Origin of the sequence: Chitinophaga caeni (genome assembly GCF_002557795.1) — a bacterium.
GTDB classification, from domain to species: Bacteria; Bacteroidota; Bacteroidia; order Chitinophagales; family Chitinophagaceae; genus Chitinophaga; species Chitinophaga caeni.
Map to the genome: position 1 here is coordinate 1,406,842 of NZ_CP023777.1, position 24,898 is coordinate 1,431,739.

Sequence of the window (24,898 nt, forward strand, 5' to 3'; positions counted from 1 at the left end):
TTTAAAACTAAGCAATTCTTAAAAAAACAGGGGTATAATTAACCCGCTTGCTATTGTCCCTTAACAAAAGTTTAATCTTCGGTTAATATGGCCGGAGGTCTTTTATTTAATCATGTCTTAAACTATAACATATATGGAAAATTTACAATTGCAGCAGTTCGGCTGCCAAGAACTAGCCATCAATGATCTTCAGGATATTAACGGCGGTTTCTTAAACCTTGCAAACAACAATGGTGTACTGACCCTTTCTTTAGATTTGAACGCTATCGGTGATTTACTAGGTGGTGTCGGTTTAGGTGGTGGTAACAATGGCGGCGGCGGTGTCGATATTGGCTCCGGTTTGCCGGTTGTTGGTAATTTATTAAGTACGCTTTCAGGCACTTTAAACAACCTTTTAGGGGGCCTTAGCTTGTAAGCGTAACAGGATATTTTGTAATTAGGGGCGCCCCATCGAGGCGCCCCTTTCTATGTTACTATACCCGGACAATTCCTTATTTTTGTTTGAAATACTGGATATGAGAATCATCACCTATAATGTGAATGGCCTGAGATCTGCAATGAATAAGGGCTTTGTTGATTGGTTAGCAACCAATCCGGCTGATATTATTTGCCTGCAAGAAGTGAAGGCTCACCGTGAAAATGTTGACTTTAAACAGTTCGAGGCCCTCGGGTATAACGACTATTGGTATCCTGCCCAGAAAAAGGGATACAGCGGGGTAGCCGTGTTAACCAAGATGACACCTAGTTTCGTTCAGTACGGGAATGGTTATATGCAAAGCGATGCGGAAGGCCGCGTCATCAGGCTGGATTTTGAAGATATCACCCTGGTAAATGCTTATTTCCCTTCCGGCACCTCGGGGGATGAGCGGCAAACTTATAAATACCAATGGTTAGAGGAATTTTACGGCTACCTGGACGAGTTGAAAACGGCCCGGCCCAAATTGGTTGTATGCGGAGACTATAATATCGCCCATAAAGCAATCGATATTCATAACCCGGTATCAAATAAAAACTCATCAGGCTTCCTGCCGGAAGAAAGGGCTTGGATGGATAAATTTTTCCAAAATGGCTTCGTTGATAGCTTCCGCGTATTCAACCCGCAGCCAGATGAATACAGCTGGTGGAGTTTTAGGGCCAATGCCAGGGCAAATAATAAGGGATGGCGCATTGATTATATCAACGTTACAAATCCCCTGGAAAGCCAATTGGTAGGCGCTTCCATCATGCAAGATGTAAAGCACTCCGACCATTGTCCCGTATATTTACAATTGAAAACATCCTAATTATTATTATGTCAATTAATAAGGATGAAAATGTTAGGAACGCTAAAAGGCTCCAGTAGCACTGTATGATTATTTATAACGTTACGATAAAGGTATCCCCGGAAATAAACTTGGACTGGCTTATCTGGATGAAAGAAATTCATATCCCCGGTATACTCGATACAGGTTTATTCCACGATTATAGGATGTCCAGGTTGTTAGAGCAAGATGACACCGATGGGCCAACGTACACGGTCCAGTATTACACGGATAGTTACGAGAACTACCAAACTTACCTCCAGGAGTATGCAGCCAAGTTCAGGGAGCTCTCTTTCGATATGTGGGGCGACAATTTCGTGGCCTTCAGGACGGTTATGCAGGTCGTTTAACCCGGAATTTATCCACACGAAATTCACTATTTTCAAGGGCTTTGTAATTTGGTACAATAGTTGAAGCTGTAGCGACGTTTACAAGAATATAAGCTAAAACGCACTGTAGTACAGCGTTTTAGTAAATGTTCCACGGATTACGTTCCACGGGGCGGGTGGGGGCAATCGCCTGTAACCGTTACCTGTAGGGTTTTTCAGCCGATAAAAATGTAATTAAAAAAGGTTGTAAAAATTTGGTAATCTGGTAAAACGTACTATATTTGCTCACATCAAACATTTTCTCACTAGTTAAATCTTAACTAACTATGAACAAAGCCGAATTGATCGACAGAATTGCCAAAGACGCTGAAATCACTAAAACCCAAGCTAACGATGCTTTGGATTCTTTCACTAAAGCAGTTGCAGACACTTTGAAAAAAGGTGGTAAAGTAACTTTAGTAGGTTTCGGTACTTTCTCTGTTTCTAAACGTGCAGCTCGTAACGGTAGAAACCCCCAAACTGGCCAGATCATTAAGATCAAAGCTAAGAAAGTGGCTAAATTCAAAGCTGGTAAAGCTTTGTCTGACAAGCTTTAATCAGTTGGAACCCAACTTATTTAAGCAAGGAACAGTTTTGTTTCTTGCTTTTTTTATTTTTGTATTCCGCTGTCTGACGCTCTAAAGTAGAACATTAATGATGGACAGCATATTTTATCATTATTCTAAAATTCTTATATCATGGGAAAAGGTGATGTAAAAACAAAGAGAGGTAAAATCGCTAAAGGCTCTTTCGGAAAGAAAAGACCTGCCAAACTTAAGAAAGCTACCAAGGCTGCTAAGGCTAAAGCTTAACGTAAAAAGCCGGGTACCGTATAATCATCTTTCCGGTCCCGGCTTTTTCTCATGCATATTTCTTCTTGATCTTACCTATTTCTCAGGGCGCCAGGCGGACTGGTTGCCATTTTCCTCCCGCGTCTTTAGTATATTGAATCCTGTCATGTAACCTACTGCTCCTTCCTTGCCAAAATTCTACCAATTCGGGTACAACAATATATCCACCCCAATGTTCCGGTCGCTGCGGCGCATGGTCTTTATATTCAGCTTCTAATTTGCTTACGGCAGCTTCTAAATATTCACGGTTGGGGATTACTTGGCTCTGCGGCGAGGCAATCGCCCCGATACGGCTACCGAGCGGGCGGCTATTATAGTAAATATCGCTATCCTGCGGGCTGACTTTTCGAACACTACCTTCTACACGTACTTGGCGCTCCAACTCTCGCCAAAAGAATAGCAAGGCCACATGCGGATTTTCAGCCATGTTTTGTCCTTTCTTACTGCTATAATTCGTGAAGAAAATGAACCCATCCCGGTCATAGCTTTTTAATAATACGATACGGCTAGTCGGGAAGCCATCTTTCGACACTGTCGATAAGGTCATGGCATTGGCTTCATCAACGCCTGCATTCAAGGCTTCTTGCCACCAGGTATCGAATTGTACAAAGGGGTCTTGTGCTATATCTTGCTCATCTAGCGAGGCCTTGCGGTAATCTTTTCGTAAATCCGCTACTTTAGGATTGATCATGGCATTCGAGTTTTTACATATCTACAAAGGTATCTTAATTTTATATTGTGCAAGTGATTGCCAATGTTTAGGTATATTTGTAGCGTACCTAATAGCTGTTCTATGCAAAAACAATGTTTGCTGCTCCTAGCCGCTACAATTGGGCTATTTTCATGTGGGCAAAACTCCAATAAGAAAAACGGGGATTCGAGTAATGTAGCTACGGAATCTATTGCATTGGCCACAGATCCATATTTCTCTAAGCATTTGAAAGGTACAGTTGCAGACGCAGCGGTTACCATGGAGTTATTGAAATCGGGCAGCAAGGAATATGCTGGCTGGTATAGTTATGATAAAATCAACCAACCCATAAAGATTTGGGGTAGCGTTGACTCTACCGGTAACCTGGTATTGCATGAAGATGATGCCGGGGAAGTCCCGCAATATTTCGAAGGTAAAGTTGACGACCAAGGTACTTTTGAAGGCACTTGGCACGGCGATAATAAATCTTTTCCATTTCATTTAACGGTAACTAAAGAAGATTCGACTATCTCTTTCGCTGTCACCGTAGCAGCGGACTCCGTACTCTTGGTACCGAGTTGGAAAGAAAAATCTCCGATTGGTCGCGTTTCTGCAACAGTTTTATGGCCGGCTGCCGGTGCAGATGCCGCTACGCTGAATTTCTTGAGAGATTCAATTACTTCCCTGGATTGTAAGCAAGTTTATACTGATCCGGCTCAATATGCCCAGCAATATGTTGATTCCTTCAAGGCCAGCTACGTGATGATGAATGATACTACGGGTTTAAGCAGTATGATATCCGAAGGCATGGGGATGTCTTATAATTGGGATCAGCAAACCAAGATGCTCGTTGCTTGGAATAGTTACCCTTACCTAGCCTTGGAAAGATTTATCTATGCCTTTACAGGGGGCGCCCATGGGAACCATAGTTCAAGGTATCAAATGTTCGATCTCGCCAAGAAAAAGGAATTGGAAGTTACCGATGTGTTTAAACCGGGATTTGAAGCCACATTGGGCAACGCATTGGCAAAAGCGGTAAGAACGAAATATAAGTTGAAAGATAATGAACCCCTACAATCAGTCTTATTTGAAAATAAGATCGAGCCGAATGATAATTTTTTCTTTACCAATAGGGGCGTCCTATTTAGCTATGCGCCTTACGAGATTGCAGCGTATGCCAATGGACAAATAACACTTTTCGTTCCTTTTAGTGAAATAAAAGACGTTGTAAACGCTGAATATTTACCTAAATAGAAAAACACTCCACACGATATAAATAACGGCCATATCGAGCAGATATGGCCGTTATAATTTCATTTATATTCAATAGTCCTATGCTTGTACCAAGGTACCTACATTTCTACCCATGATAACATGTAGTAAATTACCGGGGCGATTCATGTCAAATACAATGATGGGGAGTTTATTTTCCTGGCAAAGCGTGAAAGCGGTCATGTCCATCACGTTTAAGGATTTTTGGTAAACTTCCGAGAAAGAGATGGTTTCGTATTTCACGGCGGAGCTATCTTTTTCCGGGTCGGCGGTATAGATGCCATCTACGCGGGTGCCTTTCAGGATTACATCGGCTTGTATTTCGATGGCCCTAAGGGAAGCAGCCGTATCCGTAGTAAAATAAGGATTACCGGTTCCGGCGCCGAAAATCACTACCCGTCCTTTTTCAAGGTGCCTGATGGCCCTGCGGCGGATATAAGGCTCCGCGATCTGTTCCATTTTGATGGCAGACTGTAAGCGGGTATAAAGACCGATTTTTTCCAATCCACTTTGCATGGCCATACCGTTAATCACGGTGGCGAGCATGCCCATATAGTCTCCTTGTGCCCTTTCAATACCGGTTTCTGCCTCGTTCATTCCACGGTAAATGTTGCCACCGCCTATTACGACAGCTACTTGTACGCCCAGGTCAGTTACGGACTTGATATCTTGAGCATATTGCTGGATAACTTTCGGATCAATTCCGTAATTACTTTCTCCCATTAAAGATTCACCACTCAATTTTAGCAGGATACGTTTGTACTTTGGCAACATGATGCTTTGATTATAGTAAGATTATTTTCTCGAATTCTTTTCTAATATACAAATATGGGGTCAATTTTCCAGTTCTCCATCAGTAGATGGGGATAAAAGAGTCATAAGTGCAAAAAAAAGGAGAGAATGTTAATTTCTCTCCTTTTTTATTTTGAGGATTTATTATCCTAATGCAACACGTTTGAAAGTGGTTACTTTAAGGTCCGCACCAACAGACTTCAAGTAATCGGCAACGGATTTGTTGCCATCTTTCACGAAAGCTTGTGCAAGCAAGGTGTTTTCTTTCAAAAATTTGTTCACCTTACCGGCAGCAATTTTCTCAGCCATTTCAGCAGGTTTACCTTCAGCTTTCACTTGTTCAACCGCGATTTCTTTTTCGCGGGCGATCGTTTCAGCAGGAACGCTGTCGGCATCGATAGCCAATGGGTTCATAGCGGCGATTTGCATCGCTACATCTTTACCCACTTCTTCGTTTACAGCATTGTTGAAGCCAACCAACACACCCATGCGGTAGTTACCGTGAATATAGGCAGTAACGGCAGCAGCTTCAACTCTTTCGAATTTGCTAAGGTTTACTTTTTCCCCGATTTTAGCCACTTGTTCGTTTACTTTATCAGCAACGGTAGCGCCATCGAAAGCGGTAGCATTTAATTCATCCAAAGTCTTAACACCTGAAGTCAAAGCCAGATCAGTCAAAGTTTGAGCGAAGTTCACGAAATCTTCGTTTTTAGCTACGAAGTCGGTTTCACAGCTCAAGCAAAGGATCACACCAGCAGAGGCGTCACCATTAACTTTAGCAATTACCACACCTTCTTTAGTTTCACGATCAGAACGTAAAGCAGCAACTTTTTGACCTTTTTTGCGCAGGTAGTCGATCGCTTTTTCGATATCACCATCACTTTCCACTAAAGCTTTTCTACAATCCATCATTCCAGCTCCTGTTTGCTGACGCAATTTGTTTACGTCGGCCGCTGTAATTTGTGCCATGGTATATAATGAGTTTAAATGATTAAAAATGGAAATGGGCTAAGCCCGAAACTGTAAAGTTAACAGTTCAACGCTGCTGAAAACCCGGATAACCGGCGGCAACGGAGTACTGTTAACTATACATATTATAAAGGATGTATGTTCGTTAAGGATTAACGGCCACCACCTGGGCGTTTGTTAGCACCGGCGTTAGATGGGCGACGAGCACCGCCTTGTCCACCACCGCGTTGACCGCCACGGCCAGCACCTTGACCACCACGTTGGTTACCACCTTGACCGCGACCAGGGCCGCCAGTGCGAGGTTTTCTACCACCTTCAGATTCTTCACCACCTTCAACATCGAAGTTGCGCAGTTTAGCATCTGATTCTTCTTCTTCAACTACATCTTCGATTTTCTCGTTAGCTCTTTCAGACAAACCTTCAGCGATAGCAGCTGCGATGAAGTTAGTGATGATAGCGATAGACTTAGTAGCGTCATCGTTGGCAGGAACAGGGAAGTCGATCTTGGTAGGGTCGGAGTTAGTATCCACCATACCGAAAGTAGCGATACCCAAGCGTTTAGCTTCAGCTAAAGCGATGTGTTCGTGACTGATATCCACGATGAAAAGAGCAGCAGGAACGCGAGCTAATTGAGCGATACCGCCCAATACTTTCTCCATTTTCTCTTTATCGCGGGTTAAGGTAAGACGTTCTTTTTTAGTGATGTTATCGAAAGTTCCGTCAGTCAACATCTTCTCAATGCTTTGCATTTTCTTCACGCTCTTACGGATCGTTGCGAAGTTAGTCAACATACCACCTAACCACCTTTCGGTAACGTAAGGCATGTTCACGCGTTTAGCGGCATCGGCAACGATTTCTTTCGCTTGTTTTTTAGTAGCTACGAACATGATTTTCTTACCGCTTTTAGCGATAGATTTCAATGCAGCAGCTGCATCTTGTAAGCCTTCAACAGTTTTGTTGAGGTCTATGATGTGAATACCTTTCTTTTCTGCGAAAATATAAGGCAGCATTTTTGGATTCCACTTTTTCTTCAAGTGGCCAAAGTGTACACCGGCTTCCAGTAACTGCTGCTGTAATGAGGTATTATTTTCCATGTTATATTTCGAAATTAAAATATCAGTAATAATTAGGTGATAAAGACCGGGCAAAGGCCGCGGTCAAGATCCTCGCTAAAAGATTAACGTTTAGAGAACTGGAAGCTCCTTCTTGCTTTTGCTTTACCTGGTTTCTTACGTTCAACGCCCCTAGGATCACGGGTCATGAAGCCGGCTGCTTTCAATACAGGACGGAATTCAGGGTTGATTTCGCATAAACCGCGGGCAATACCTAACTTAATAGCTTCAGCTTGACCTTTAATACCACCACCTTGAGCAGTTACTTTCACGTCGAATTTGTCTAAAGCATCGATTGCTTTCAACGGCGCTTCAACTTGGTTTTGTAAGTAAACCAGGGGAAAGTATGTTTTATAGTCCTTGTCGTTCACGGTAATGCTACCACTGCCTTTGCTCATGTAAACACGTGCAACTGCTTCTTTACGACGACCGAGAGTATTTTTTTGTTTTTCCATGTATTAGAAAAAATTAGAAAGTTAATGACTGTGGTTTTTGTGCTGCATGTGGATGTTCTGCACCTGCATATACAAATAATTTTTTGTACATCGCACGGCCTAAACGGTTTTTAGGCAACATACCTTTCACTGCTCTCTCTGTCAGTACAATTGGACGACGACGTAAAAGATCTTTAGCGATCTCTACTTTACGACCACCTGGGTAACCGGAGTAGTTTTCGTATTCCTTATCGTTCATTTTGTTACCGGTCAAAACGATTTTGTCGGCATTAATAACGATTACGTAATCTCCACAGTCAGTATGAGGAGTATAATAAGGTTTGTTTTTACCTCTTAAGATAGCCGCAATCCTTGCAGCCATTCTGCCTAACGTCATATTGGTCGCGTCTACAACGTACCAATCGCGCTTTACTGTAGCTTCGTTAGCAGATTTTGTTCTGAAACTTAAAGTATTCATCGCTTAATAGAATAAATTTTTTGTCCGCTTATTAGGGAACGCAAAGCTAATATGTATTGGTAATATAACAATGAAATTTAGGGGCTTTTTTTCATGGGGCTTTTACAATGAATTGATTTTCAATAAAAATTTTGACAAAATGTTATTAACATAGTTGAAAATCCGGCTTTGGAAGAGCATATTCAACCCAAAATTAGCTTATTTCTGCCGATCGAGAATGGGACAAATGAAAAACAGCCACCCCGGAAAGAGTGGCTGTTTGAAAAAATATATATAAATAATTATTCAATTAATCATTGTAACCTTCGTTTTGGCTCAGGTTACCGTTGGCATCACGTTCCCTTTGCGGAACTGGCAATACCAGCATCGGGTCATTGTAAGGGTAATCACCTACATCCATCTTCAGGCGTTTTAAGGTCCAAAGGCGATCTCCTTCAAAAGCTAGCTCGCGTAAACGCTCTGCAACAACGTCGTCGGCAGTAACGTCATCCAGTAAACTGGCATGTGCTCGTCCCCTTACGGCGTTAATATCGTCTAAAGGATCAGCCCCTATGGTGGAATTGTTACGCAAATTAGCTTCGGCTCTCATCAAGAGTACATCGGCTAAGCGGATGATGGGGATGACGCGGTATAATTCTAAATATTTCTTTGTATAAAGCCCCTGAGTTAGTACGGCAATCCCGGCTCCCCAAATTATGAAATCTTTTCTGTCATCTCCATTTTCGTATATATTTAATAACGAAGTATCGATGCGGATGTCCCCTCGACCTTCTGGATGAGGTGCCAACAGGGTGTGTATACCATTGTTAGCAGTACCTGAATTGCTTTGGGATGATTGGAGAATACCGAATAAGTCTTCCGGGGTCGGATCAGAGTTGTTAAACTCGGATTCAAAGCTCTTGCTTAATACGAAGTTAGTGCTTGCGGCTTTGTTAGCTGCATTAGCAGCTTCGGCATATTTACCCTGGTTTAAATAAACTTTGGCTAAATATGCGTAAGCAGCGTACCTATTGCCCCTGCCTTTAGCAATTGCGAAATCTTCTGTTTCTGCAGCAAAAGTTAGATCATCAATGATTTGATTATATACCTTCTCAACAGTAGTACGGCTTACTTTATCCCTAGTTTCTTGATAATCTTCGTAGGCATTTAGAATCAATGGAACAGCTTCATTTGAGGCTGCATTACCATCTGAATACGGTAAGCTGTAAAAATTCACAAGGTTAAAATATGCTAACGCACGGATAAAACGGGCCTCGGCTTCGTAAGCAGTTTTATTGTTATTATTTGCTAGGTCTATATATTTTAATACGGTGTTGGCGCTGTAGATAATAGAGTAACTATTTAACCACATACCTGCGGCTAGATCGTTGTCGGATATTTGTTTTTTATCTTCAATATCCCTGTAGGAAGGGTAATTTCCAACCCAGTATACTTGCCCGGCATTTGCCAAGAGATCTGCTACGATAAAGAATCGTTCACCGTAGCTATCAAAATTTTGGAATGAGTTATAGCACCCGCTTAAAATGGCAAAAATATCCTCATCATCTTGAATTTGATCCGGTGTGATCATATTAATAGGGAGGACTTCCAATTTCTTATTACAAGCAGTATTAGTAAATACCATTGTAATTAAGAAAGCTCCCATTATATGTTTAGATTTAAATAATTTCATAATGGATTAATTTAAAATAACTTCTAGACCTAGAATTTCACATTCAGGCCTACTTGGATTTGCTTTGCTTGGGGTACTGTATAAAAATCGATGCCTCCTGAAATGTTGCCTAAAACTTCGGTATTGACTTCGGGATCGCTGATATACTTGGTAGAAGTCCAAAGATTATAGCCTGAAACATAAAGGCGGGCACTATTTAGTTTCAATTTATTGCTAATTGTCTTGGGAAGGTTGTAACCCAAAGTTATATTTTTCAAACGTATGTAGGATCCATCATATAAATAGCGGCTGGAAGGCCTGTAAAGATTACCATTTTCAAATGATAATTTAGAGATATATGAATGATCTCCTGGTTCTTGCCATCTATTTAATATTTCCTTAAGTTGATTGTCATATGCCCCACTGAAACCGGAAGCTTGGTATATACCAGCCCTGTTGTAAATCTTGTTGCCGGAAACAAACATAAAGAATGCGCTTAGGTCGAACCCATTGAAATTAAAGGTGTTGGTAATTCCACCTGTAAAGTCTGGGTTGGAATAGCCGAATACTTTTCTTGGGGCTGCATCATAATCAATAGTTGGCTTTCCATCGTCGCCAATATAAGTATCAACGCCGGTTTCAGGGTCTGCACCTGCATATTCACGCATGTAAAATACTCCTATAGGCTGCCCTTCAACTGCACGTTGTTGTCCATCTTCTATAATTTGCCCTTTTATATTCTTTACCCTGTTTTTATTGAACGAGATATTGAAGTTGGTAGTCCAATAGAATGCCCCATTTATGTTTATAGAGTTCAACGTAATTTCTAATCCTTTATTTGTCATGTTACCAACGTTTTGAAGAAGTGTAGAAAACCCGGTGGTGCCTGGTATATTGACATTTAGCAACAAATCAGCAGTTTTTTTATTGTAGTAATCAATTTCTCCTGACAAACGGTTATGAATCAATCCAAACTCTAACCCTATATCATACTGATCTGTCTTTTCCCAATGTAAATGAGGGTTGCCAATTTGGATCGGCATATAACCCGGGTAATCCGGATAGTTGGCCACGCTGTATAAACTATAATAAGCTCCTTCTCCTATCTCCGCATTACCTGTTATTCCATAGCTGGTTCTTAATTTTAGGATATTTAAAAAGGGCACTTCTTTAAGAAAATTTTCTTCTGAAATTAACCAGCCGGCTGATCCGGAATAAAAATTGCCATACTTATTATTCTCAGCGAACCTTGAAGAACCATCCCTGCGGATGCTAGCGGCCAACAGGTATTTACCGGCAAATGAATAATTGGCTCTCAAGAAATAAGACATGAAATTATATTTACTGTGGGGGGAACTTCCATACAGTATATTCGTTGCTCCCGAAAGGTATTTCAGGGCATTCGAAGGATAGTTTTCTGCTTGAACCGTTGTATTGTAGCTGTTATTTTGTTGGTAGCTCATACCGAGAGTAGCATTAAACGAATGGTTAGCATTCTTAAATAACGGTGTAAACGTAAAGTAATTATTAGTATTATAACCGACCGCTTGTGAATATCTTCCTTGTCCCAAACCTTTATCGCCACCATCTATGGAGCCCTTAGCAGCAATGGATTCTTGTGTAAGCTGGTTTATATCAGCTCCGAACTCAGAACGGAAACTTATCCATGGTTGGATTTTCAACTCACCAAATGCATTACCTAAAATGCGGAAGGTAACTTGGTCATCACTATTTAACTTTGCATCGATCAAGCCATTGCTATAAAGAGTAGTAGAGTTTAATTGGCCGGAAGTGGGATCTATGATTGGAGATAATGGTGATTGCGCGAATAACTGCCCTGGGGTCGAATAGCTATTGTCATTCGCTATCCTGTTTAATTCTGATCGGTTGATGGCCATATTCACACCAAATTGTACCTTGTCGTTAGGATGATGTGCAATATTTAGGCGAGAGCCATACCTTTGAAATTCATTCCGTATAACGATTGCTTCAAGTTTATCATAGTAACCGGAAATATAAAAATTGGTCTTCTCGTTGCCACCTGTAGCTGATATGTTTACGCCTTGACCTTTAGCTACTTTTCTGTATGCTTGATCTTCCCAATTGGTATTAACTTCTTGGTTTTTCCAATCGGTTCCAAGGGATAGATCATCGAAAAGACTTTCAACATTGCCAACGTACACTGCCATTGCTTCATCGATCGTGCCGTATTGCCCATTTTCAAAGCTTGTTTTTGCGTCATTGACAGCAGCTTCAGTTAAGAGTTCTACATATTCCTTGGTGTTTAGAAATCCTCTTTTCATGGTTGGTTTCCCCCAACTACTTCTCAAGTCTAGGGAGAATACAGTTTTCTGGTTCTGCCGCCCTTTTTTCGTAGTAATCAAGATTACCCCGTTTGAAGCCCTAGCTCCATATATCGCGGCAGCGGCAGCGTCTTTTAAAATTTCAACAGATTCAATATCTGAAGGGTTAATATCGATCAAAGGGTTTGTCGGATCATTGTTGATATCTGATAAGCTGCCAGACACGATTGGCTGCCCATCTACTATGTACAATGGTTGGCTCGTTGCTGAAATCGAAGAAGTCCCACGTATACGGATTTTAATGGCTTGGCCAACTTTGCCGCTACTTGATTCAACTACCACGCCAGCGGCCTTTCCCTGGATAGCTGATTCAAAACTGGGAGCAGGGTAATTCGCTACGTCTACCGTGTTAAGTTTGACTAGTGAGCCCGTTGCCTCCCTTTTCTTTTGGGTGCCATATCCGACTACCAAAACTTCATTTAAGCTACGTTCACTTAAGGTTAATGATACATTTATCTCATCGCCATGAATGGGAACTTCCATAGTAGTATAGCCTATGAAGGAAAACTCTAAAGTTGTTACATTTTCAGGAAGAGTCATTGAATATTCTCCTTGAATGTTCGATACCGTGGTGATTAGTGTTCCTTTTATTTTAATTGTCACACCGGGTAAAGGAGCTTTGTCTCTCGAGTCTGTAACCTTTCCGTGGACTGCTCTAATTTGAGCACTAGTTACTATAGGGAATAGTAGTATTAGTCCCATTATAGCAAGGTGAATAATGCGCATACACACAATTTAGGGTATTGAGTAAATATTAGTGATTTCCAATTTTGAGAAGGGAATTTGGTTTCGCTAGGGCTAAATTGCTCTGATTTTAATGTTCTTTAATGCATAGGGTATCCTGGATTCTGCGTTTAGAGATACCAAAGTAAATAATTCTTTTTATTATAAATTCAAAAATATATATAAGTTTTCAAAAAAAAGCCCGGCCCGTCCTAATTTGGACGGGCCGGGCTTTATGAAATAAATTTATCTTGATCGTCAATCCCTTCGGCTGGCGCCCAGGTAGATAAATATATATTGGATTAATATTGCGACTGAGGAGACTGCGGCTACAACGTAGGTCATCGCTGCCCACCACAAGGCGTCCTTTGCCTTATCATGTTCCCCTTTGTTTAAAGTTGACGTGTTGTTTAACCAGGCCAAGGCACGGTTGGAAGCATCAAATTCTACCGGCAAGGTTATCAAAGAGAATAAGGTGGTCAAGCCAAAAAGGATAATTCCGGCCAATAGTAGCACCGGGAATGCCTTTATTAATAAAATACCTGCCAGCAGCACCCATTGCACGATACCGGAACTGAATTGTACCACGGGAACCATCTTACTCCTGAAATTGAGCCAGCGGTAAGCCGTTGCATGCTGCACCGCGTGACCGCATTCATGGGCTGCTACGGCAGCGGCGGCAATGGTGGCGTTATTATATACATCGGGGCTCAGGTTTACCGTTTTGTTAGCCGGGTTATAGTGATCGGAAAGGAAGCCTTCCGATGATTTTACCTGCACATCGTGTATGTTATTGTCTCTCAACATTTTCTCAGCAATTTCCCTTCCCGTGAGACCGTTGGAAAGAAATACCTGGTTGTACTGGTTGAATTTGGATTTAAGGCGCCAGCTAACCAGCATGCTGATCCCTACAAATATTAGGGAAATTACCATTACGCTTGGTGTCATAGCTTGTTATTTAGTTTAGGATAATCGATCAAATTGCCTTCCAAAACCCGGCAATTGGGAAATTTTTAACAAATATAGCCGGGGAATGGTATTTTTGTCGCCAGGTAAGGAGCACTTTACCTAAAATAAAAAAATATTGCTGTCATTTTGTCATTTTTTGAAGATTTTTCCTGCTTTTTAAACCCTTGAATAAATATATATTATTTGTTTAATATTAAACATATTTTATATATTGTAAAGCTCCCCACTTCTCCTATCTATCAATAATTTATGTACGCTTACATCTAATAATTTTGAATTTAAAAGGGCTATGATAGGGCTTTCTAGCCTACTGGCAGTAGCAATGCGATATACTTTAAAAGTTATTCACATCCATTAAATAAACTTTTTTATTCTGACCGCATTTAGTAATTTAGTCCTGAATTTAATGGGTTAGTAAGTAGAAAGGGTCAGCGGTGAAAACCGTTGGCTCTTTTCTCATTTTAGCCCAAGTTGATAAAACTTACCTTTTGTTGCCAAAGAATATTTCTGCGCAAAAAAATTTTCCTAATAAATTGATTAAGTATTTTTTACGATGATAATAATAAAGTTTGATTACAAGCTTTTCTCATTAACCGGTTAATTTTTATCTACCTAGAAACTCTCCATACTTTTTTTTCTACTACCAAACTGACAAAATTGTACTTACTTTTTATTTTATTACCAAGGGGCATTTAATACATCCCCTCTTCGAATAATTTTATCTTCCTATTTTTATGCAATGAGTAAAATTAAAACGGCTTTCTTCTGCCAGGCTTGTGGTTATGAATCTGCAAAATGGACCGGTAAGTGTCCTTCTTGTAATAGTTGGAATACATTCGTCGAAGAAAAAATTCAAAAAGATATTTCCCCGAGGCATTATGATTGGAGAGACTCCAAAGAGGCGCATGTTGCTAAAACGAAGATCGTGCAATTGTCGGCGGTTGAAGGTGCTGAAGAAAGGCGGATACTCACTCCTGATGCGGAATTGAATAGGGTGCTTGGTGGAGGTATCGTTGAAGGTTCGCTCGTCCTCGTTGGTGGTGAACCGGGTATTGGTAAATCAACTTTGTTCTTACAGAATGCGCTGGCTTTAAAAGGAATTAAAATACTTTATGTAAGCGGTGAAGAGAGTGAACAACAAATAAAAATGCGGGCGGATCGCTTGAATATTTTGAACGATGATTTCTACCTGCTAACGGAAACCTCCACCCAAGAAATTTTCCAAGAGATTAAAAAGTTGCAACCGAACTTGGTTATCGTCGACTCTATTCAAACACTTCATTCCCCCATGATCGATTCAGCTCCCGGCAGCGTTTCCCAGGTGAGGGAAACAACTGCTGAATTGCAACGTTTCGCGAAGGAATCACAAGTTCCCGTTTTTATAATCGGTCATATCACCAAGGATGGAGCCATCGCCGGACCAAAAGTTTTGGAGCATATGGTAGATACCGTTTTGCAGTTCGAGGGAGATCAACATTATGCATACCGGATATTGCGAACTATTAAAAATCGTTTCGGCTCCACGGCTGAACTGGGTATCTATGAAATGACCGGCAATGGCTTGCGCCAAGTGAGCAATCCTTCGGAGATATTAATATCCCAGAGGGAAGACCAGCTGAGCGGGATCGCGATAGCGGCCACTATTGAAGGGTTAAGACCGATGTTGATCGAGGTGCAGGCCTTGGTCACACAATCCGTTTACGGTACCCCGCAACGAACGGCGACGGGTTTCGATTTGCGTAGGTTGCAATTGTTGCTGGCCGTGTTGGAAAAACGGGGTGGCTTTCATTTCGGTGTGAAGGACGTATTTTTAAATATCGCCGGGGGAATAAGGGTAGAAGATCCCTCGATCGATTTAGCCGTTCTTTGTTCATTGCTTTCTTCGTATGAAGATATCCCGCTTTCGAACCATGTTTGTTTTGCAGGGGAGGTAGGATTAAGCGGGGAAATCCGCGCGGTAAACCGTATTGAACAAAGGATCGCGGAAGCGGAGAAACTTGGCTTTGAAAAAATCTTTATTTCCAAATACCATAAAAAGGGATTAAACCTCTCCAAGTTTAAGATAGAAATTGTTCCTGTCGGGAGGGTAGAAGAGGTATACCAATTGTTATTTTAACATGCCGTTCTAAAGTCATAAATTCACAGGGTATGATCTAATTCGTACCCTATTGTTATGTTAACCAACTTGATGAATTTATTTTACCCGCATTGCTGCGAGGCTTGTGGCCTTAGCTTGACTAATTCGGAACGGTATTTATGCCTTTCTTGTTTCGGCAAACTACCTTCAACTAATTTTCTTCACTGGCCTGAAAATCCCGTGGCCAAAATGTTTTACGGCAGGGTGGATTTGAAAATGGCTGCTGCAACTTATTATTATCATAAGGACTCCATCTTGCAACGGTTAGTACACCGGTTTAAATATAAAGAGACGCCTCATTTAGCGGTTTGGTTCGGTAAATGCATGGGGGAGCAGTTCCTGGAAGCGGGTATCCCGATCCTATTTGATGCTATTGTCCCGATGCCGTTGCATCCCCAGAAGTATAAAGTTAGGGGCTATAATCAAGCAGAAGAATTGGCCCGGGGTTTAGCGCTGAAATTGCAATTGCCCCTGATGGCTGATTACTTGCGCAGAAAATCCTATAACAATTCACAAACCCGGAAGGGGCGGGTAGATCGTTGGGAGAATGTCGAAGGTATCTTCGAAGTACGCGATCAGGGAACGGCAAGCTGCAAACATGTATTGTTAATCGATGATGTGGTAACTACGGGTGCTACTATGGAATCGGCTGCGCAAGCCTTGCTGCCATATGTAGATGCTTTGAGTATAGTTTGCTTGGGCGTAACGGCTTGAATAAAAAATACAGGTGCTTGAAAGCACCTGTCTACGGTAACTATTCCACGTTATGAATACGCAATTGTTGTTGCATTTTATTTTTCACCTTTTCGGGTGGCCGATAAATCGGGTTGTATATCTTGCGACAGCGTTTGACGGCTGCTGAGTTCAAACTTGTTAATAAAGCATACTTTGAAAGTATGATTCGTCAATGTGTCTGGCTCTTCCGCGGCAACCCTTTGTAAACCGAATTTATCAAAGTCTGCCTTGAGCTGTTGTAGGTATTCTTGAATGCTCATATAAAGGTCTTTAAACAGATGATTACTCGAAATTTTGTAACAGCATCGATATTTGCATGGGATACATACAATTTAATGCTTTGCGGTTATAAATCAATGGGTTAAAATATAAATGTCCCTAATTTTTTACCGGGATGCCCCGCGAAGCAACCAGGGTAAGGGTATAGACTCCATTGTATTGAATTATAAACCAATTTTCTATAATATCAACCTCTAAAAAGCAGTTTTGTTTAATACTCTACAAATATAATAGGGTTTATAGAGTATTCAAAATATTTGGATAACTTTTTAATGGAATCTTTTCCTGTACTAACATTCACGATGTAAAAATAACTTGAATTAGGGAGGTTTAAGGGGAGCTGCTTGTAAACTTTATGTGAATTTTATCGAATTGTCATCAAATTATAGGCTTTTATATGCCCTTTCGTTTTGACCGGGGAGTTTGCTATCTTTGCATCGCTCTAGGGTGGATTTGTTTATTGTTCGACCCGGGGGCTTCATCCTTTAACAGTAACTAATAAACGTTTGAGCATGAAATCGATCTACGATTGCGCGAAAGAGCGCATACTTATAATTGACGGTGCCATGGGTACCATGATCCAACGCTACAAGCTCCAAGAAGCCGATTACAGGGGAACAAGATTTGCCAACCATCACATCGAACTGAAAGGTAATAGCGATATCTTAAGTATTACACAGCCACAAATCATCCAAGCCATTCACCGTGAATACTTGGAGGCAGGGGCGGATATTATAGAGACGAATACGTTTTCGTCTACCGTAATTGCACAGGCCGATTATGATTTACAGGCCCTGGCTTACGAGCTAAACCTGGCCTCGGCAAAGCTCGCTAAGGAGGTGGCGGCTGAATATACCGCGAAGAACCCTGCTAAACCCAGGTTTGTAGCGGGAGCCATCGGGCCGCTCAACAAAACACTTTCCCTTTCGCCAGATGTAAACAACCCGGGCTTCCGTTCCGTAACCTTCGATGAAGTGGTGGATGCTTACATGGAACAGATTCGTGGTTTGGTTGATGGCGGCGCTGACCTGTTACTGATTGAAACGATCTTCGATACCTTGAATTGCAAGGCAGCGATATTTGCCATCAAGAATTTCTTTAAGAAAAATAATCTCCAACCTTTACCCATAATGATTTCAGGCACCATTACGGACGCCTCCGGAAGAACATTAAGTGGGCAAACCCTGGAAGCTTTCTATATTTCCGTGATGCATGCTAAACCTTTCTCAATCGGGTTAAACTGCGCTTTAGGCGGACAGCAAATGCGTCCTTACGTTGCAGAGCTGGCTAAAATTGCCAATTGCTACGTGAGCTGCTATCCAAATGCCGGCTTGCCGAATGCTTTTGGTGAATACGATGAAGAACCGGAAGATACGGCCTGCATCCTGGAAGACTTTGCCAGCTCCGGCTTTGTTAATATCGTCGGCGGATGCTGCGGAACTACTCCCGATCATATTCGCCATATCGCGGAACATGTGAAAAATATCGCTCCAAGGGCTTTACCCGCTACGGAGACTTCTTTGGTAAATGCTTAATAGGGGAAACCCGGTACAATGACTAATCAAAATACAATCTTTCCATACATGAGATTAAGCGGGTTGGAACCATTGGTGGTTCGCCCGGAAACCAACTTCATTAATATCGGTGAAAGAACCAACGTTACGGGATCCAAGAAATTTGCCCGCCTCATTAGGGAAGGACTCTACGAGGAAGCGCTTTCGGTGGCCCGTCAGCAAGTTGAAAACGGTGCGCAGATACTGGATGTAAACATGGATGACGCCCTGCTTGACGGTGAACTAGCGATGACTACTTTCCTGAACTTATTAGCGAGCGAGCCGGATATATCCAAGATCCCGGTTATGATCGATTCCAGCAAGTTCTCGATCATCGAAGCGGGATTGAAATGTATCCAAGGCAAATGCGTGGTAAATTCTATCTCTTTGAAAGAAGGTGAACAGAAGTTTATCGAGCAAGCAGAAATTTGCTTGGCATACGGTGCGGCTGTAGTAGTGATGGCTTTCGATGAAAATGGACAGGCAGACAGCTTGGAAAAAAGGGTGTCTTTCAGCCATAGGGCTTATAAAATTTTAACTGAAGTTGTTGGGTATGATCCGCAGGATATCATCTTCGACCCGAATATTTTCGCTATTGCAACGGGGATAGAAGAACATAATAACTATGCTGTTGAATTTATCGAAGCCACCAGGCAAATTAAACAGTTAATGCCCTTAACAAAAGTGAGCGGAGGTGTTAGTAATATCTCCTTTTCTTTCCGGGGGAATGACTTGGTGCGGGAAGCGATGCACTCCGTATTCCTGTATCATGCTATCAAGGCAGGTATGGATATGGGAATCGTGAATGCGGGCATGATCCAAATTTATGATGAAATTGAGCCCACATTGAGGGATTTATGTGAAGATGCCATCCTGAACCGTAACCCGGATGCTACTGAAAGGTTGATTGCGCATGCTGAAACAGTGAAGGCTAAAGGGAAAGTGATTGAAAAGGATGAGTCCTGGAGGCAAGGATCGGTAGAAGAACGCTTGAGCCATGCCTTGGTAAACGGCATCACTGATTACATCGAGGGTGATACTGAAGAGGCCCGCCAGAAATATCCAAAGCCATTGGATGTAATCGAAGGCCCGTTGATGGATGGGATGAATATTGTAGGCGACCTGTTCGGGGCCGGTAAAATGTTCTTGCCGCAGGTTGTGAAGAGCGCCCGCGTGATGAAAAAATCCGTGGCCGTACTGACCCCCTTTATCGAGGCTGAAAAGTTAAAATATATCGAAGAGCATGGCGGTGAATACAAATCCGCCGGAAAAATATTATTGGCTACCGTGAAAGGTGATGTGCATGATATCGGTAAGAATATTGTAGGGGTGGTTTTGGGCTGTAATGGATACGAAATTATAGATCTAGGTGTGATGGTGCCGGCAGAAAAAATATTGCAGGTCGCCAAGGAAGAAAATGTGGATATCATCGGTTTGAGTGGTTTAATCACGCCCAGTTTAGACGAAATGGTGAATGTAGCACGGGAGTTGAAACGGCAAAATTTCGATGTTCCCCTATTGATCGGCGGCGCTACCACTTCGAGGACGCACACGGCGGTTAAGATCGCCCCGGAGTATGGATATGGCGTTGTCCATGTGCTGGATGCGTCCCGTAGCGTAACGGTAACAGGCAACTTATTAAACAAGGCATTAAAGAAAAATTTTCTAGAAGAGGTTACCGCCGAGTATCACAAGTTAAACGAGAACTTCCGCAACAAAAGGCCTGTTAAACAATACTTGCCTTTGGAAGACGCCCGCAAGCAGATAAGCCAAATTGATTGGGAAAAGTATAGCCCCGTTGCTCCTAAAAAGCCGGGAATCACGGTATTTGAAGATTATGATCTCGCGGAGATTGCAAAGTATATCGATTGGCAGCCATTCTTCATTGCTTGGGAGTTGCACGGGAAGTTCCCACAGATATTAAGTGATGATGTGGTAGGTGAAGCCGCGACTAAATTGTATGAAGAAGCCCGAAAAATGCTGGATCAACTGGTGAAGGAAAAATGGTTGCAAGCGAAAGCCGCGATTGGCATCTTCCCGGCTAATGCCATAGGTAATGATAGCGTGATGGTAACCGGGGTCGATGGCAATAAAGTGCCTTTACATTTCTTGCGTCAACAAGTTAAGAAAGCCCCGGGGCAACCTAACTTCTGTTTAGCTGATTTCATCGCTCCTGAAAGTACCGGCAAGCAGGATTATATCGGCGCATTTGCTGTTACATCCGGTATCGGGATTGAAAAATGGCTAGAGCATTTCCACAAGGAACATGATGATTATAGCAGCATAATGCTGAAAGCCCTGGCAGATAGGCTGGCAGAAGCATTTGCAGAATTAATGCACGAAAGGGTAAGGAAGGAATTTTGGTCTTATGTTCCGGGAGAAGCATTAAATAATGATCAATTAATAAAAGAAGAATATACAGGTATACGCCCTGCGCCCGGTTATCCGGCATGTCCGGAACATACTGAAAAGTATAAACTTTTTGACTTGATCAGGGCCACGGAAAACACGGGCATCACCCTTACAGACTCGCTAGCCATGTATCCCGCCAGTAGCGTAAGCGGCTGGTATTTCGCCAACCCGCAAGCAAAATACTTCGGCATCGGCAAAATAGAAAAGGATCAAGTAATAAATTACGCAGAAAGAAAAGGCTGGACAGTAGAAGAAGCCGAAAAATGGCTACGCCCCAACCTTGAATACGACATGTAAAAAAAATTGAAAATCATTATTGTCCGACTAAATTTTAACCGGGAAGCACTTTTGATCCCTCAATAGTTCGATTCAATGTTCATCTGCTCGTTTCTTGTACTTTTTTGTTTACCCAAAAAGCACGAAAAAAGGGCACAAATTGGCCATTACGGCCACTAATTTGATCGCTCGATCGGGCCTTTGTACTACTGTATGGCCAAGCTACCCTTCGCTATCAACGGTGCGAAGTTCCACGGTTTACTTGGCGGGGCTACCCGGTATTGAATATAACATCCTTCGCTTATATCCTTGACCAGGTAAGGAATTCAAGCAAATTTTAAGCAATTTTAGCCGGGCAACAATGATTAAAAATATAAACACCCAGTACGGGGCTCGCCCCGTACTCCCCCCAAAAAAATAAGCAATCTGTGCAATCCCTAAATCCCAAAAAAATCCGTGAACAAGGGCTGGCCTGCGAAATAGTCACTCATCGGCGAACTAAATTCCCTTGCCAACCCTATTTATAAATGCTTGCCAAAACAATCAACCTGTGAATCCGCGAATCAACCTGGTAACGGGATCATCTTAACCATCTCCCCCTTATAATAAAATCCAATATTTTGAATGCTGGGCGACTTATCAAAAGTTCCTAAAATTACCGGGGAAGATTTATAGCCCTGGCGCCCTCCCCGCGTGATGCTAAAATAAATATCAGCATTATTACCAGATACCCTGGCGCTGTCAATGACGAAGCTTGTTTTCACTTCCGTAGCTGGAACCGCGATTGCAAATACATATTCTTTCTCGAAGTTGGGGACAGTGATCTTGTTTGTCATCGTTTTAGCGACGCCGAACATGTTTTCGAATTTAGCGTTATCCGTCACAACATAACAAGAAATGCTATCCTCAAAATGGATCTTATTTGATAAGAAATATTGATCTAACAATGTTACATGAAGGTCTTTTTCATCGCTGGGAATAGAACTGATAGGCGCCGCGGCGCTACTATCATTAGCTTCTTGTTGGTTAGATGTGCCGGGAGCATTACATGCCCAAAGCAATATTGATATACAGGAAATAGCGCTGAAGCGTTTCATGATATTCTATAGGATATGTCTTAGCTTATAACAACTTTCGCGGTTAGATTGTTAAACATGCGCTTTAAAAATATTGTAAGCATCTTCGAAAAGTTGTTCCCTGTGTTCGGGGTGGGCTATATCAATCAAAGCCCTGGCCCTTTGTTTTAGGTTTTTCCCATGCAGATGCGCGATACCATACTCCGTTATAACATAGTGTACGTGCGCCCTGGAGGTTACCACGCTAGCGCCTGGTTTCAAGCTGCTTACAATCCTGCTGATACCCTTATTTGTAATCGAAGGTATCGCGATAATGGGTTTTCCATGGGATGATAATGCGGCGCCCCTCATAAAGTCAACTTGCCCGCCAACCCCGCTATATTGCATCGTTCCAATAGAATCGGCGCATACTTGCCCGCAAAGATCTACTTCTATGGCGCTATTAATTGCCGTTACTTTAGGATTTTTCCTAATAGTGGCGGGATTGTTAACATATTCTACATCCAGCATACGGATGACCGGGTTATTGTTCATGAATTTGTATAAACGTTCGGAACCGATAGCGAAGCTGGAAACCACGATGCCGGGATGTATAACCTTGTGTTTCCCGGTAATGACCCCGCTTTCAACGAGATCGATAATACCATCGGAGAACATTTCAGTATGAATACCGAGATCTTTATGATGTGTAAGGGATTTCAATACGGCGTTTGGAATGCCGCCGATTCCCATCTGCAGCGTGGCGCCATCATCGATTAAAGAGGCTACATGTTGGCCAATTTGCATCTCGCGATCCGTAGGATCTAATATTTTCTGTTGGTACAAAGGATAATCGACCTCCACGGTAGCCGTTAACTTTGATAGGTGGATGATGCCGTCGCCTATTACCCTTGGCATATTTGGATTTACTTCTGCAATAATAATTCTCGCCATGTCTATGGCAGCTTTCGAAACATCGCAGGAAACGCCCAGGGAGCAATAACCATGTTCATCGGGTATAGAAACGCTGATTAAAGCTACATCTATCGGGTAATTTCCTCCCCGGAACAATTTGGGTATCTCGCTTAAAAACATCGGTATATAATTGGCGCGGCCATCATTCACGGCTTTCCTGATATTGCTGCCGACAAAGAATGCATTTACTTCAAAAGCATGTACATTTCCTGGCTCTACATAGGGAGCCTCCCACTCTGTATGGATGCTGCTGATGCGCACATTGCTAAGTTCACCACTACGTTGTGCCAGGGCTTTAACGAGCTCTTTCGGGGTAGCCGCCGCCGAGTGAATAAAGACTGAATGTCCCGGCTGTACTAATTGGATGGCTTCTTGTGCTGTCATAAAGATTCATGTTAAATAATATTCGCAAAGCTATCGTCCTGCAAGATCTTATAACATGAGCTGCATCATTTTGTTCTGCCTAGAATACTAACTTTCATCAGCCGCGAGAGATTGTTTCATGAACTTGATAAAAGTCTGCGCTAATTTATCCTGATGACCTTGCAACTGGATAAAATAGAATTTACGTTCTATCTTGAAATTGGGCAATTCAATCTGTTTTAGTAAACCGAAGTCCAATTCTGTTTGAAGTGTTTGTTTCGATAAGAAAGCTGCAACGGGGGCCTGGTATAAGTATGATTTGATGCTTTCCGTACTCCCGAGCTGAATGGGCACCTTCAGTTCGGAACGCTTGATCTTGTATTGCATCAAGGCCTCCGTAATAACCTGCAATGTTCCGGAACCTTGTTCCCTTAAAAGTAGAGGAATACCTGTTAATTTTTTTACCGTGCATTTCCCTAAACCTGTTGCAAATTTAGGGTTTGCTACAAGGATGATTTCATCTTGCATAAAAGGGCTGTACTTGATCGAAGGGTTTTTTAAGTTCCCTTCCACCACGCCCAGCTGGATATCTTTATTAATCAAAGCATTTTCAACCTGGGAAGTATTGCCGTTTAGTAAAGTGAGCTGCACATTAGGATGACCGGTATAAAATTTGGCCATGTACCTCGGCAATACGTAATGTGCAATAGTTGAACTGGCTCCCAGGTTCAGCTCCCCGGCATGTTCTTCCTTTAATTGTTGTATATCAAAAGTGAGAGACCGGTACTGCTCGAATATTTCTATCGCGTGGTGGTATAATATTTTTCCCGCTACGGTTAGCTGTATTTTATTGCCGATCCTTTCGAATAAAGCAATTCCAACTTGGCGCTCCAGCTCATGTATATGCTTTGTTACGGCAGGTTGCGATATAAATAGCGCCTGGGCTGCTTTCGTGAAACTAAGTTCCTTCGCGACCGTATAAAATACTTTTAACCTGAAATCCAACATACGGCAAAAATAAGCTTCAGTTTATATGGGAATATCGTTAGGAGTCTTGATAAATTTGAAATTCGACTGCATATTCTTATTCACCTGGCAATTCCGGGGCATCTTCATGTTACCGCGCGCTGTCAAAGAGG

General features: G+C 42.1%; 23 protein-coding genes. 10 read left to right on the top strand and 13 right to left on the bottom strand.

Features of this window, described 5'->3' with window-relative positions; all coding sequences use genetic code 11:
- Positions 1 to 133 precede the first annotated feature (133 nt).
- The 5 genes from COR50_RS05945 (at position 134) to COR50_RS05965 (ending at position 2,481) form a co-directional block, all read left to right on the top strand.
- Positions 134 to 415, top strand: coding sequence for a hypothetical protein (locus COR50_RS05945; protein WP_098193139.1), 282 nt, complete (start codon positions 134 to 136; stop codon positions 413 to 415).
- A 100-nt stretch (positions 416 to 515) separates the two neighbouring features.
- Positions 516 to 1,283: an exodeoxyribonuclease III gene (locus COR50_RS05950; RefSeq protein WP_098196114.1), complete on the top strand. Its 768-nt coding sequence runs from the start codon at positions 516 to 518 to the stop codon at positions 1,281 to 1,283.
- A gap of 65 nt (positions 1,284 to 1,348) precedes the next feature.
- On the top strand, positions 1,349 to 1,651 hold the full coding sequence (locus tag COR50_RS05955) for a DUF4286 family protein (protein WP_098193140.1): 303 nt from the start codon (positions 1,349 to 1,351) through the stop codon (positions 1,649 to 1,651).
- Between the two features lie 305 nt (positions 1,652 to 1,956).
- Complete coding sequence (locus COR50_RS05960) at positions 1,957 to 2,226, top strand: HU family DNA-binding protein (protein ID WP_098193141.1); 270 nt, start codon at positions 1,957 to 1,959, stop codon at positions 2,224 to 2,226.
- A gap of 141 nt (positions 2,227 to 2,367) precedes the next feature.
- The gene (locus COR50_RS05965) at positions 2,368 to 2,481 is read left to right on the top strand and encodes a 30S ribosomal protein THX (protein ID WP_098193142.1); all 114 of its coding nucleotides are present in this window, start codon (positions 2,368 to 2,370) and stop codon (positions 2,479 to 2,481) included.
- An 82-nt stretch (positions 2,482 to 2,563) separates the two neighbouring features.
- On the opposite strand, the gene pdxH is transcribed toward COR50_RS05965, so the two are convergent.
- Complete coding sequence (gene pdxH / locus COR50_RS05970; protein ID WP_098193143.1) at positions 2,564 to 3,211, bottom strand: pyridoxamine 5'-phosphate oxidase; 648 nt, start codon at positions 3,209 to 3,211, stop codon at positions 2,564 to 2,566.
- A gap of 102 nt (positions 3,212 to 3,313) precedes the next feature.
- On the opposite strand from pdxH, the gene COR50_RS05975 reads away from it, so the two are divergent.
- Positions 3,314 to 4,465, top strand: coding sequence for a DUF3298 and DUF4163 domain-containing protein (locus COR50_RS05975; RefSeq protein WP_157760645.1), 1,152 nt, complete (start codon positions 3,314 to 3,316; stop codon positions 4,463 to 4,465).
- Positions 4,466 to 4,543: 78 nt separating this feature from the next.
- Here the strand turns inward: COR50_RS05975 and pyrH are convergent, their stop codons facing one another.
- The 8 genes from pyrH to COR50_RS06015 all read right to left on the bottom strand — a co-directional run bounded on the left by pyrH (position 4,544) and on the right by COR50_RS06015 (position 13,953).
- Positions 4,544 to 5,257, bottom strand: coding sequence for a UMP kinase (pyrH, locus tag COR50_RS05980; protein WP_098193145.1), 714 nt, complete (start codon positions 5,255 to 5,257; stop codon positions 4,544 to 4,546).
- 162 nt (positions 5,258 to 5,419) lie between these two features.
- Entirely contained in the window at positions 5,420 to 6,244 is an 825-nt protein-coding gene (gene tsf / locus COR50_RS05985) for a translation elongation factor Ts (RefSeq protein ID WP_098193146.1), read from the bottom strand.
- Positions 6,245 to 6,396: 152 nt separating this feature from the next.
- The gene (rpsB, locus tag COR50_RS05990; RefSeq protein WP_098193147.1) at positions 6,397 to 7,338 is read right to left on the bottom strand and encodes a 30S ribosomal protein S2; all 942 of its coding nucleotides are present in this window, start codon (positions 7,336 to 7,338) and stop codon (positions 6,397 to 6,399) included.
- Positions 7,339 to 7,421: 83 nt separating this feature from the next.
- A complete protein-coding gene (gene rpsI / locus COR50_RS05995; RefSeq protein WP_098193148.1) occupies positions 7,422 to 7,811 on the bottom strand; it encodes a 30S ribosomal protein S9 in 390 nt (129 codons plus the stop codon).
- A gap of 13 nt (positions 7,812 to 7,824) precedes the next feature.
- Positions 7,825 to 8,268, bottom strand: a complete 444-nt coding sequence (gene rplM / locus COR50_RS06000; RefSeq protein WP_098193149.1) for a 50S ribosomal protein L13 — start codon at positions 8,266 to 8,268, stop codon at positions 7,825 to 7,827.
- 289 nt (positions 8,269 to 8,557) lie between these two features.
- Positions 8,558 to 9,940 carry a RagB/SusD family nutrient uptake outer membrane protein gene (locus COR50_RS06005; RefSeq protein ID WP_098193150.1) on the bottom strand — a complete coding sequence of 461 codons (1,383 nt, stop codon included), beginning with the start codon at positions 9,938 to 9,940 and terminating at the stop codon, positions 8,558 to 8,560.
- Positions 9,941 to 9,969: 29 nt separating this feature from the next.
- Positions 9,970 to 13,008 carry a SusC/RagA family TonB-linked outer membrane protein gene (locus tag COR50_RS06010; RefSeq protein WP_098193151.1) on the bottom strand — a complete coding sequence of 1,013 codons (3,039 nt, stop codon included), beginning with the start codon at positions 13,006 to 13,008 and terminating at the stop codon, positions 9,970 to 9,972.
- Between the two features lie 255 nt (positions 13,009 to 13,263).
- On the bottom strand, positions 13,264 to 13,953 hold the full coding sequence (locus COR50_RS06015) for a zinc metallopeptidase (RefSeq protein ID WP_098193152.1): 690 nt from the start codon (positions 13,951 to 13,953) through the stop codon (positions 13,264 to 13,266).
- A gap of 760 nt (positions 13,954 to 14,713) precedes the next feature.
- On the opposite strand from COR50_RS06015, the gene radA reads away from it, so the two are divergent.
- Positions 14,714 to 16,090, top strand: coding sequence for a DNA repair protein RadA (radA, locus tag COR50_RS06020; protein WP_098193153.1), 1,377 nt, complete (start codon positions 14,714 to 14,716; stop codon positions 16,088 to 16,090).
- 72 nt (positions 16,091 to 16,162) lie between these two features.
- Complete coding sequence (locus COR50_RS06025; protein ID WP_157760647.1) at positions 16,163 to 16,825, top strand: ComF family protein; 663 nt, start codon at positions 16,163 to 16,165, stop codon at positions 16,823 to 16,825.
- Between the two features lie 77 nt (positions 16,826 to 16,902).
- Here the strand turns inward: COR50_RS06025 and COR50_RS06030 are convergent, their stop codons facing one another.
- On the bottom strand, positions 16,903 to 17,106 hold the full coding sequence (locus COR50_RS06030; protein ID WP_098193155.1) for a hypothetical protein: 204 nt from the start codon (positions 17,104 to 17,106) through the stop codon (positions 16,903 to 16,905).
- 531 nt (positions 17,107 to 17,637) lie between these two features.
- Between COR50_RS06030 and COR50_RS06035 the strand changes: the two genes are divergently transcribed.
- Both COR50_RS06035 and metH read left to right on the top strand, forming a co-directional pair.
- Entirely contained in the window at positions 17,638 to 18,660 is a 1,023-nt protein-coding gene (locus COR50_RS06035) for a homocysteine S-methyltransferase family protein (protein ID WP_098193156.1), read from the top strand.
- A gap of 18 nt (positions 18,661 to 18,678) precedes the next feature.
- A complete protein-coding gene (metH, locus tag COR50_RS06040; RefSeq protein WP_098193157.1) occupies positions 18,679 to 21,387 on the top strand; it encodes a methionine synthase in 2,709 nt (902 codons plus the stop codon).
- Between the two features lie 542 nt (positions 21,388 to 21,929).
- On the opposite strand, the gene COR50_RS06045 is transcribed toward metH, so the two are convergent.
- From COR50_RS06045 to COR50_RS06055, 3 genes are all read right to left on the bottom strand, one after another.
- Positions 21,930 to 22,463: a hypothetical protein gene (locus COR50_RS06045; RefSeq protein ID WP_098193158.1), complete on the bottom strand. Its 534-nt coding sequence runs from the start codon at positions 22,461 to 22,463 to the stop codon at positions 21,930 to 21,932.
- Positions 22,464 to 22,514: 51 nt separating this feature from the next.
- Positions 22,515 to 23,780 (bottom strand): acetyl-CoA hydrolase/transferase family protein, encoded by a 1,266-nt coding sequence (locus COR50_RS06050; RefSeq protein WP_098193159.1) that lies wholly within the window; start codon positions 23,778 to 23,780, stop codon positions 22,515 to 22,517.
- An 87-nt stretch (positions 23,781 to 23,867) separates the two neighbouring features.
- Positions 23,868 to 24,767: a LysR substrate-binding domain-containing protein gene (locus COR50_RS06055; RefSeq protein WP_098193160.1), complete on the bottom strand. Its 900-nt coding sequence runs from the start codon at positions 24,765 to 24,767 to the stop codon at positions 23,868 to 23,870.
- Positions 24,768 to 24,898 lie beyond the last annotated feature (131 nt).

Coding starts and splice junctions, on each gene's coding strand:
- COR50_RS05945 (WP_098193139.1), top strand. CDS start 134: ATGGAAAATTTACAATTGCAGCAGTTCGGCTGCCAAGAACTAGCCATC.
- COR50_RS05950 (WP_098196114.1), top strand. CDS start 516: ATGAGAATCATCACCTATAATGTGAATGGCCTGAGATCTGCAATGAAT.
- COR50_RS05955 (WP_098193140.1), top strand. CDS start 1,349: ATGATTATTTATAACGTTACGATAAAGGTATCCCCGGAAATAAACTTG.
- COR50_RS05960 (WP_098193141.1), top strand. CDS start 1,957: ATGAACAAAGCCGAATTGATCGACAGAATTGCCAAAGACGCTGAAATC.
- COR50_RS05965 (WP_098193142.1), top strand. CDS start 2,368: ATGGGAAAAGGTGATGTAAAAACAAAGAGAGGTAAAATCGCTAAAGGC.
- pdxH (WP_098193143.1), bottom strand. CDS start 3,211: ATGATCAATCCTAAAGTAGCGGATTTACGAAAAGATTACCGCAAGGCC.
- COR50_RS05975 (WP_157760645.1), top strand. CDS start 3,314: ATGCAAAAACAATGTTTGCTGCTCCTAGCCGCTACAATTGGGCTATTT.
- pyrH (WP_098193145.1), bottom strand. CDS start 5,257: ATGTTGCCAAAGTACAAACGTATCCTGCTAAAATTGAGTGGTGAATCT.
- tsf (WP_098193146.1), bottom strand. CDS start 6,244: ATGGCACAAATTACAGCGGCCGACGTAAACAAATTGCGTCAGCAAACA.
- rpsB (WP_098193147.1), bottom strand. CDS start 7,338: ATGGAAAATAATACCTCATTACAGCAGCAGTTACTGGAAGCCGGTGTA.
- rpsI (WP_098193148.1), bottom strand. CDS start 7,811: ATGGAAAAACAAAAAAATACTCTCGGTCGTCGTAAAGAAGCAGTTGCA.
- rplM (WP_098193149.1), bottom strand. CDS start 8,268: ATGAATACTTTAAGTTTCAGAACAAAATCTGCTAACGAAGCTACAGTA.
- COR50_RS06005 (WP_098193150.1), bottom strand. CDS start 9,940: ATGAAATTATTTAAATCTAAACATATAATGGGAGCTTTCTTAATTACA.
- COR50_RS06010 (WP_098193151.1), bottom strand. CDS start 13,008: ATGCGCATTATTCACCTTGCTATAATGGGACTAATACTACTATTCCCT.
- COR50_RS06015 (WP_098193152.1), bottom strand. CDS start 13,953: ATGACACCAAGCGTAATGGTAATTTCCCTAATATTTGTAGGGATCAGC.
- radA (WP_098193153.1), top strand. CDS start 14,714: ATGAGTAAAATTAAAACGGCTTTCTTCTGCCAGGCTTGTGGTTATGAA.
- COR50_RS06025 (WP_157760647.1), top strand. CDS start 16,163: ATGAATTTATTTTACCCGCATTGCTGCGAGGCTTGTGGCCTTAGCTTG.
- COR50_RS06030 (WP_098193155.1), bottom strand. CDS start 17,106: ATGAGCATTCAAGAATACCTACAACAGCTCAAGGCAGACTTTGATAAA.
- COR50_RS06035 (WP_098193156.1), top strand. CDS start 17,638: ATGAAATCGATCTACGATTGCGCGAAAGAGCGCATACTTATAATTGAC.
- metH (WP_098193157.1), top strand. CDS start 18,679: ATGACTAATCAAAATACAATCTTTCCATACATGAGATTAAGCGGGTTG.
- COR50_RS06045 (WP_098193158.1), bottom strand. CDS start 22,463: ATGAAACGCTTCAGCGCTATTTCCTGTATATCAATATTGCTTTGGGCA.
- COR50_RS06050 (WP_098193159.1), bottom strand. CDS start 23,780: ATGACAGCACAAGAAGCCATCCAATTAGTACAGCCGGGACATTCAGTC.
- COR50_RS06055 (WP_098193160.1), bottom strand. CDS start 24,767: ATGTTGGATTTCAGGTTAAAAGTATTTTATACGGTCGCGAAGGAACTT.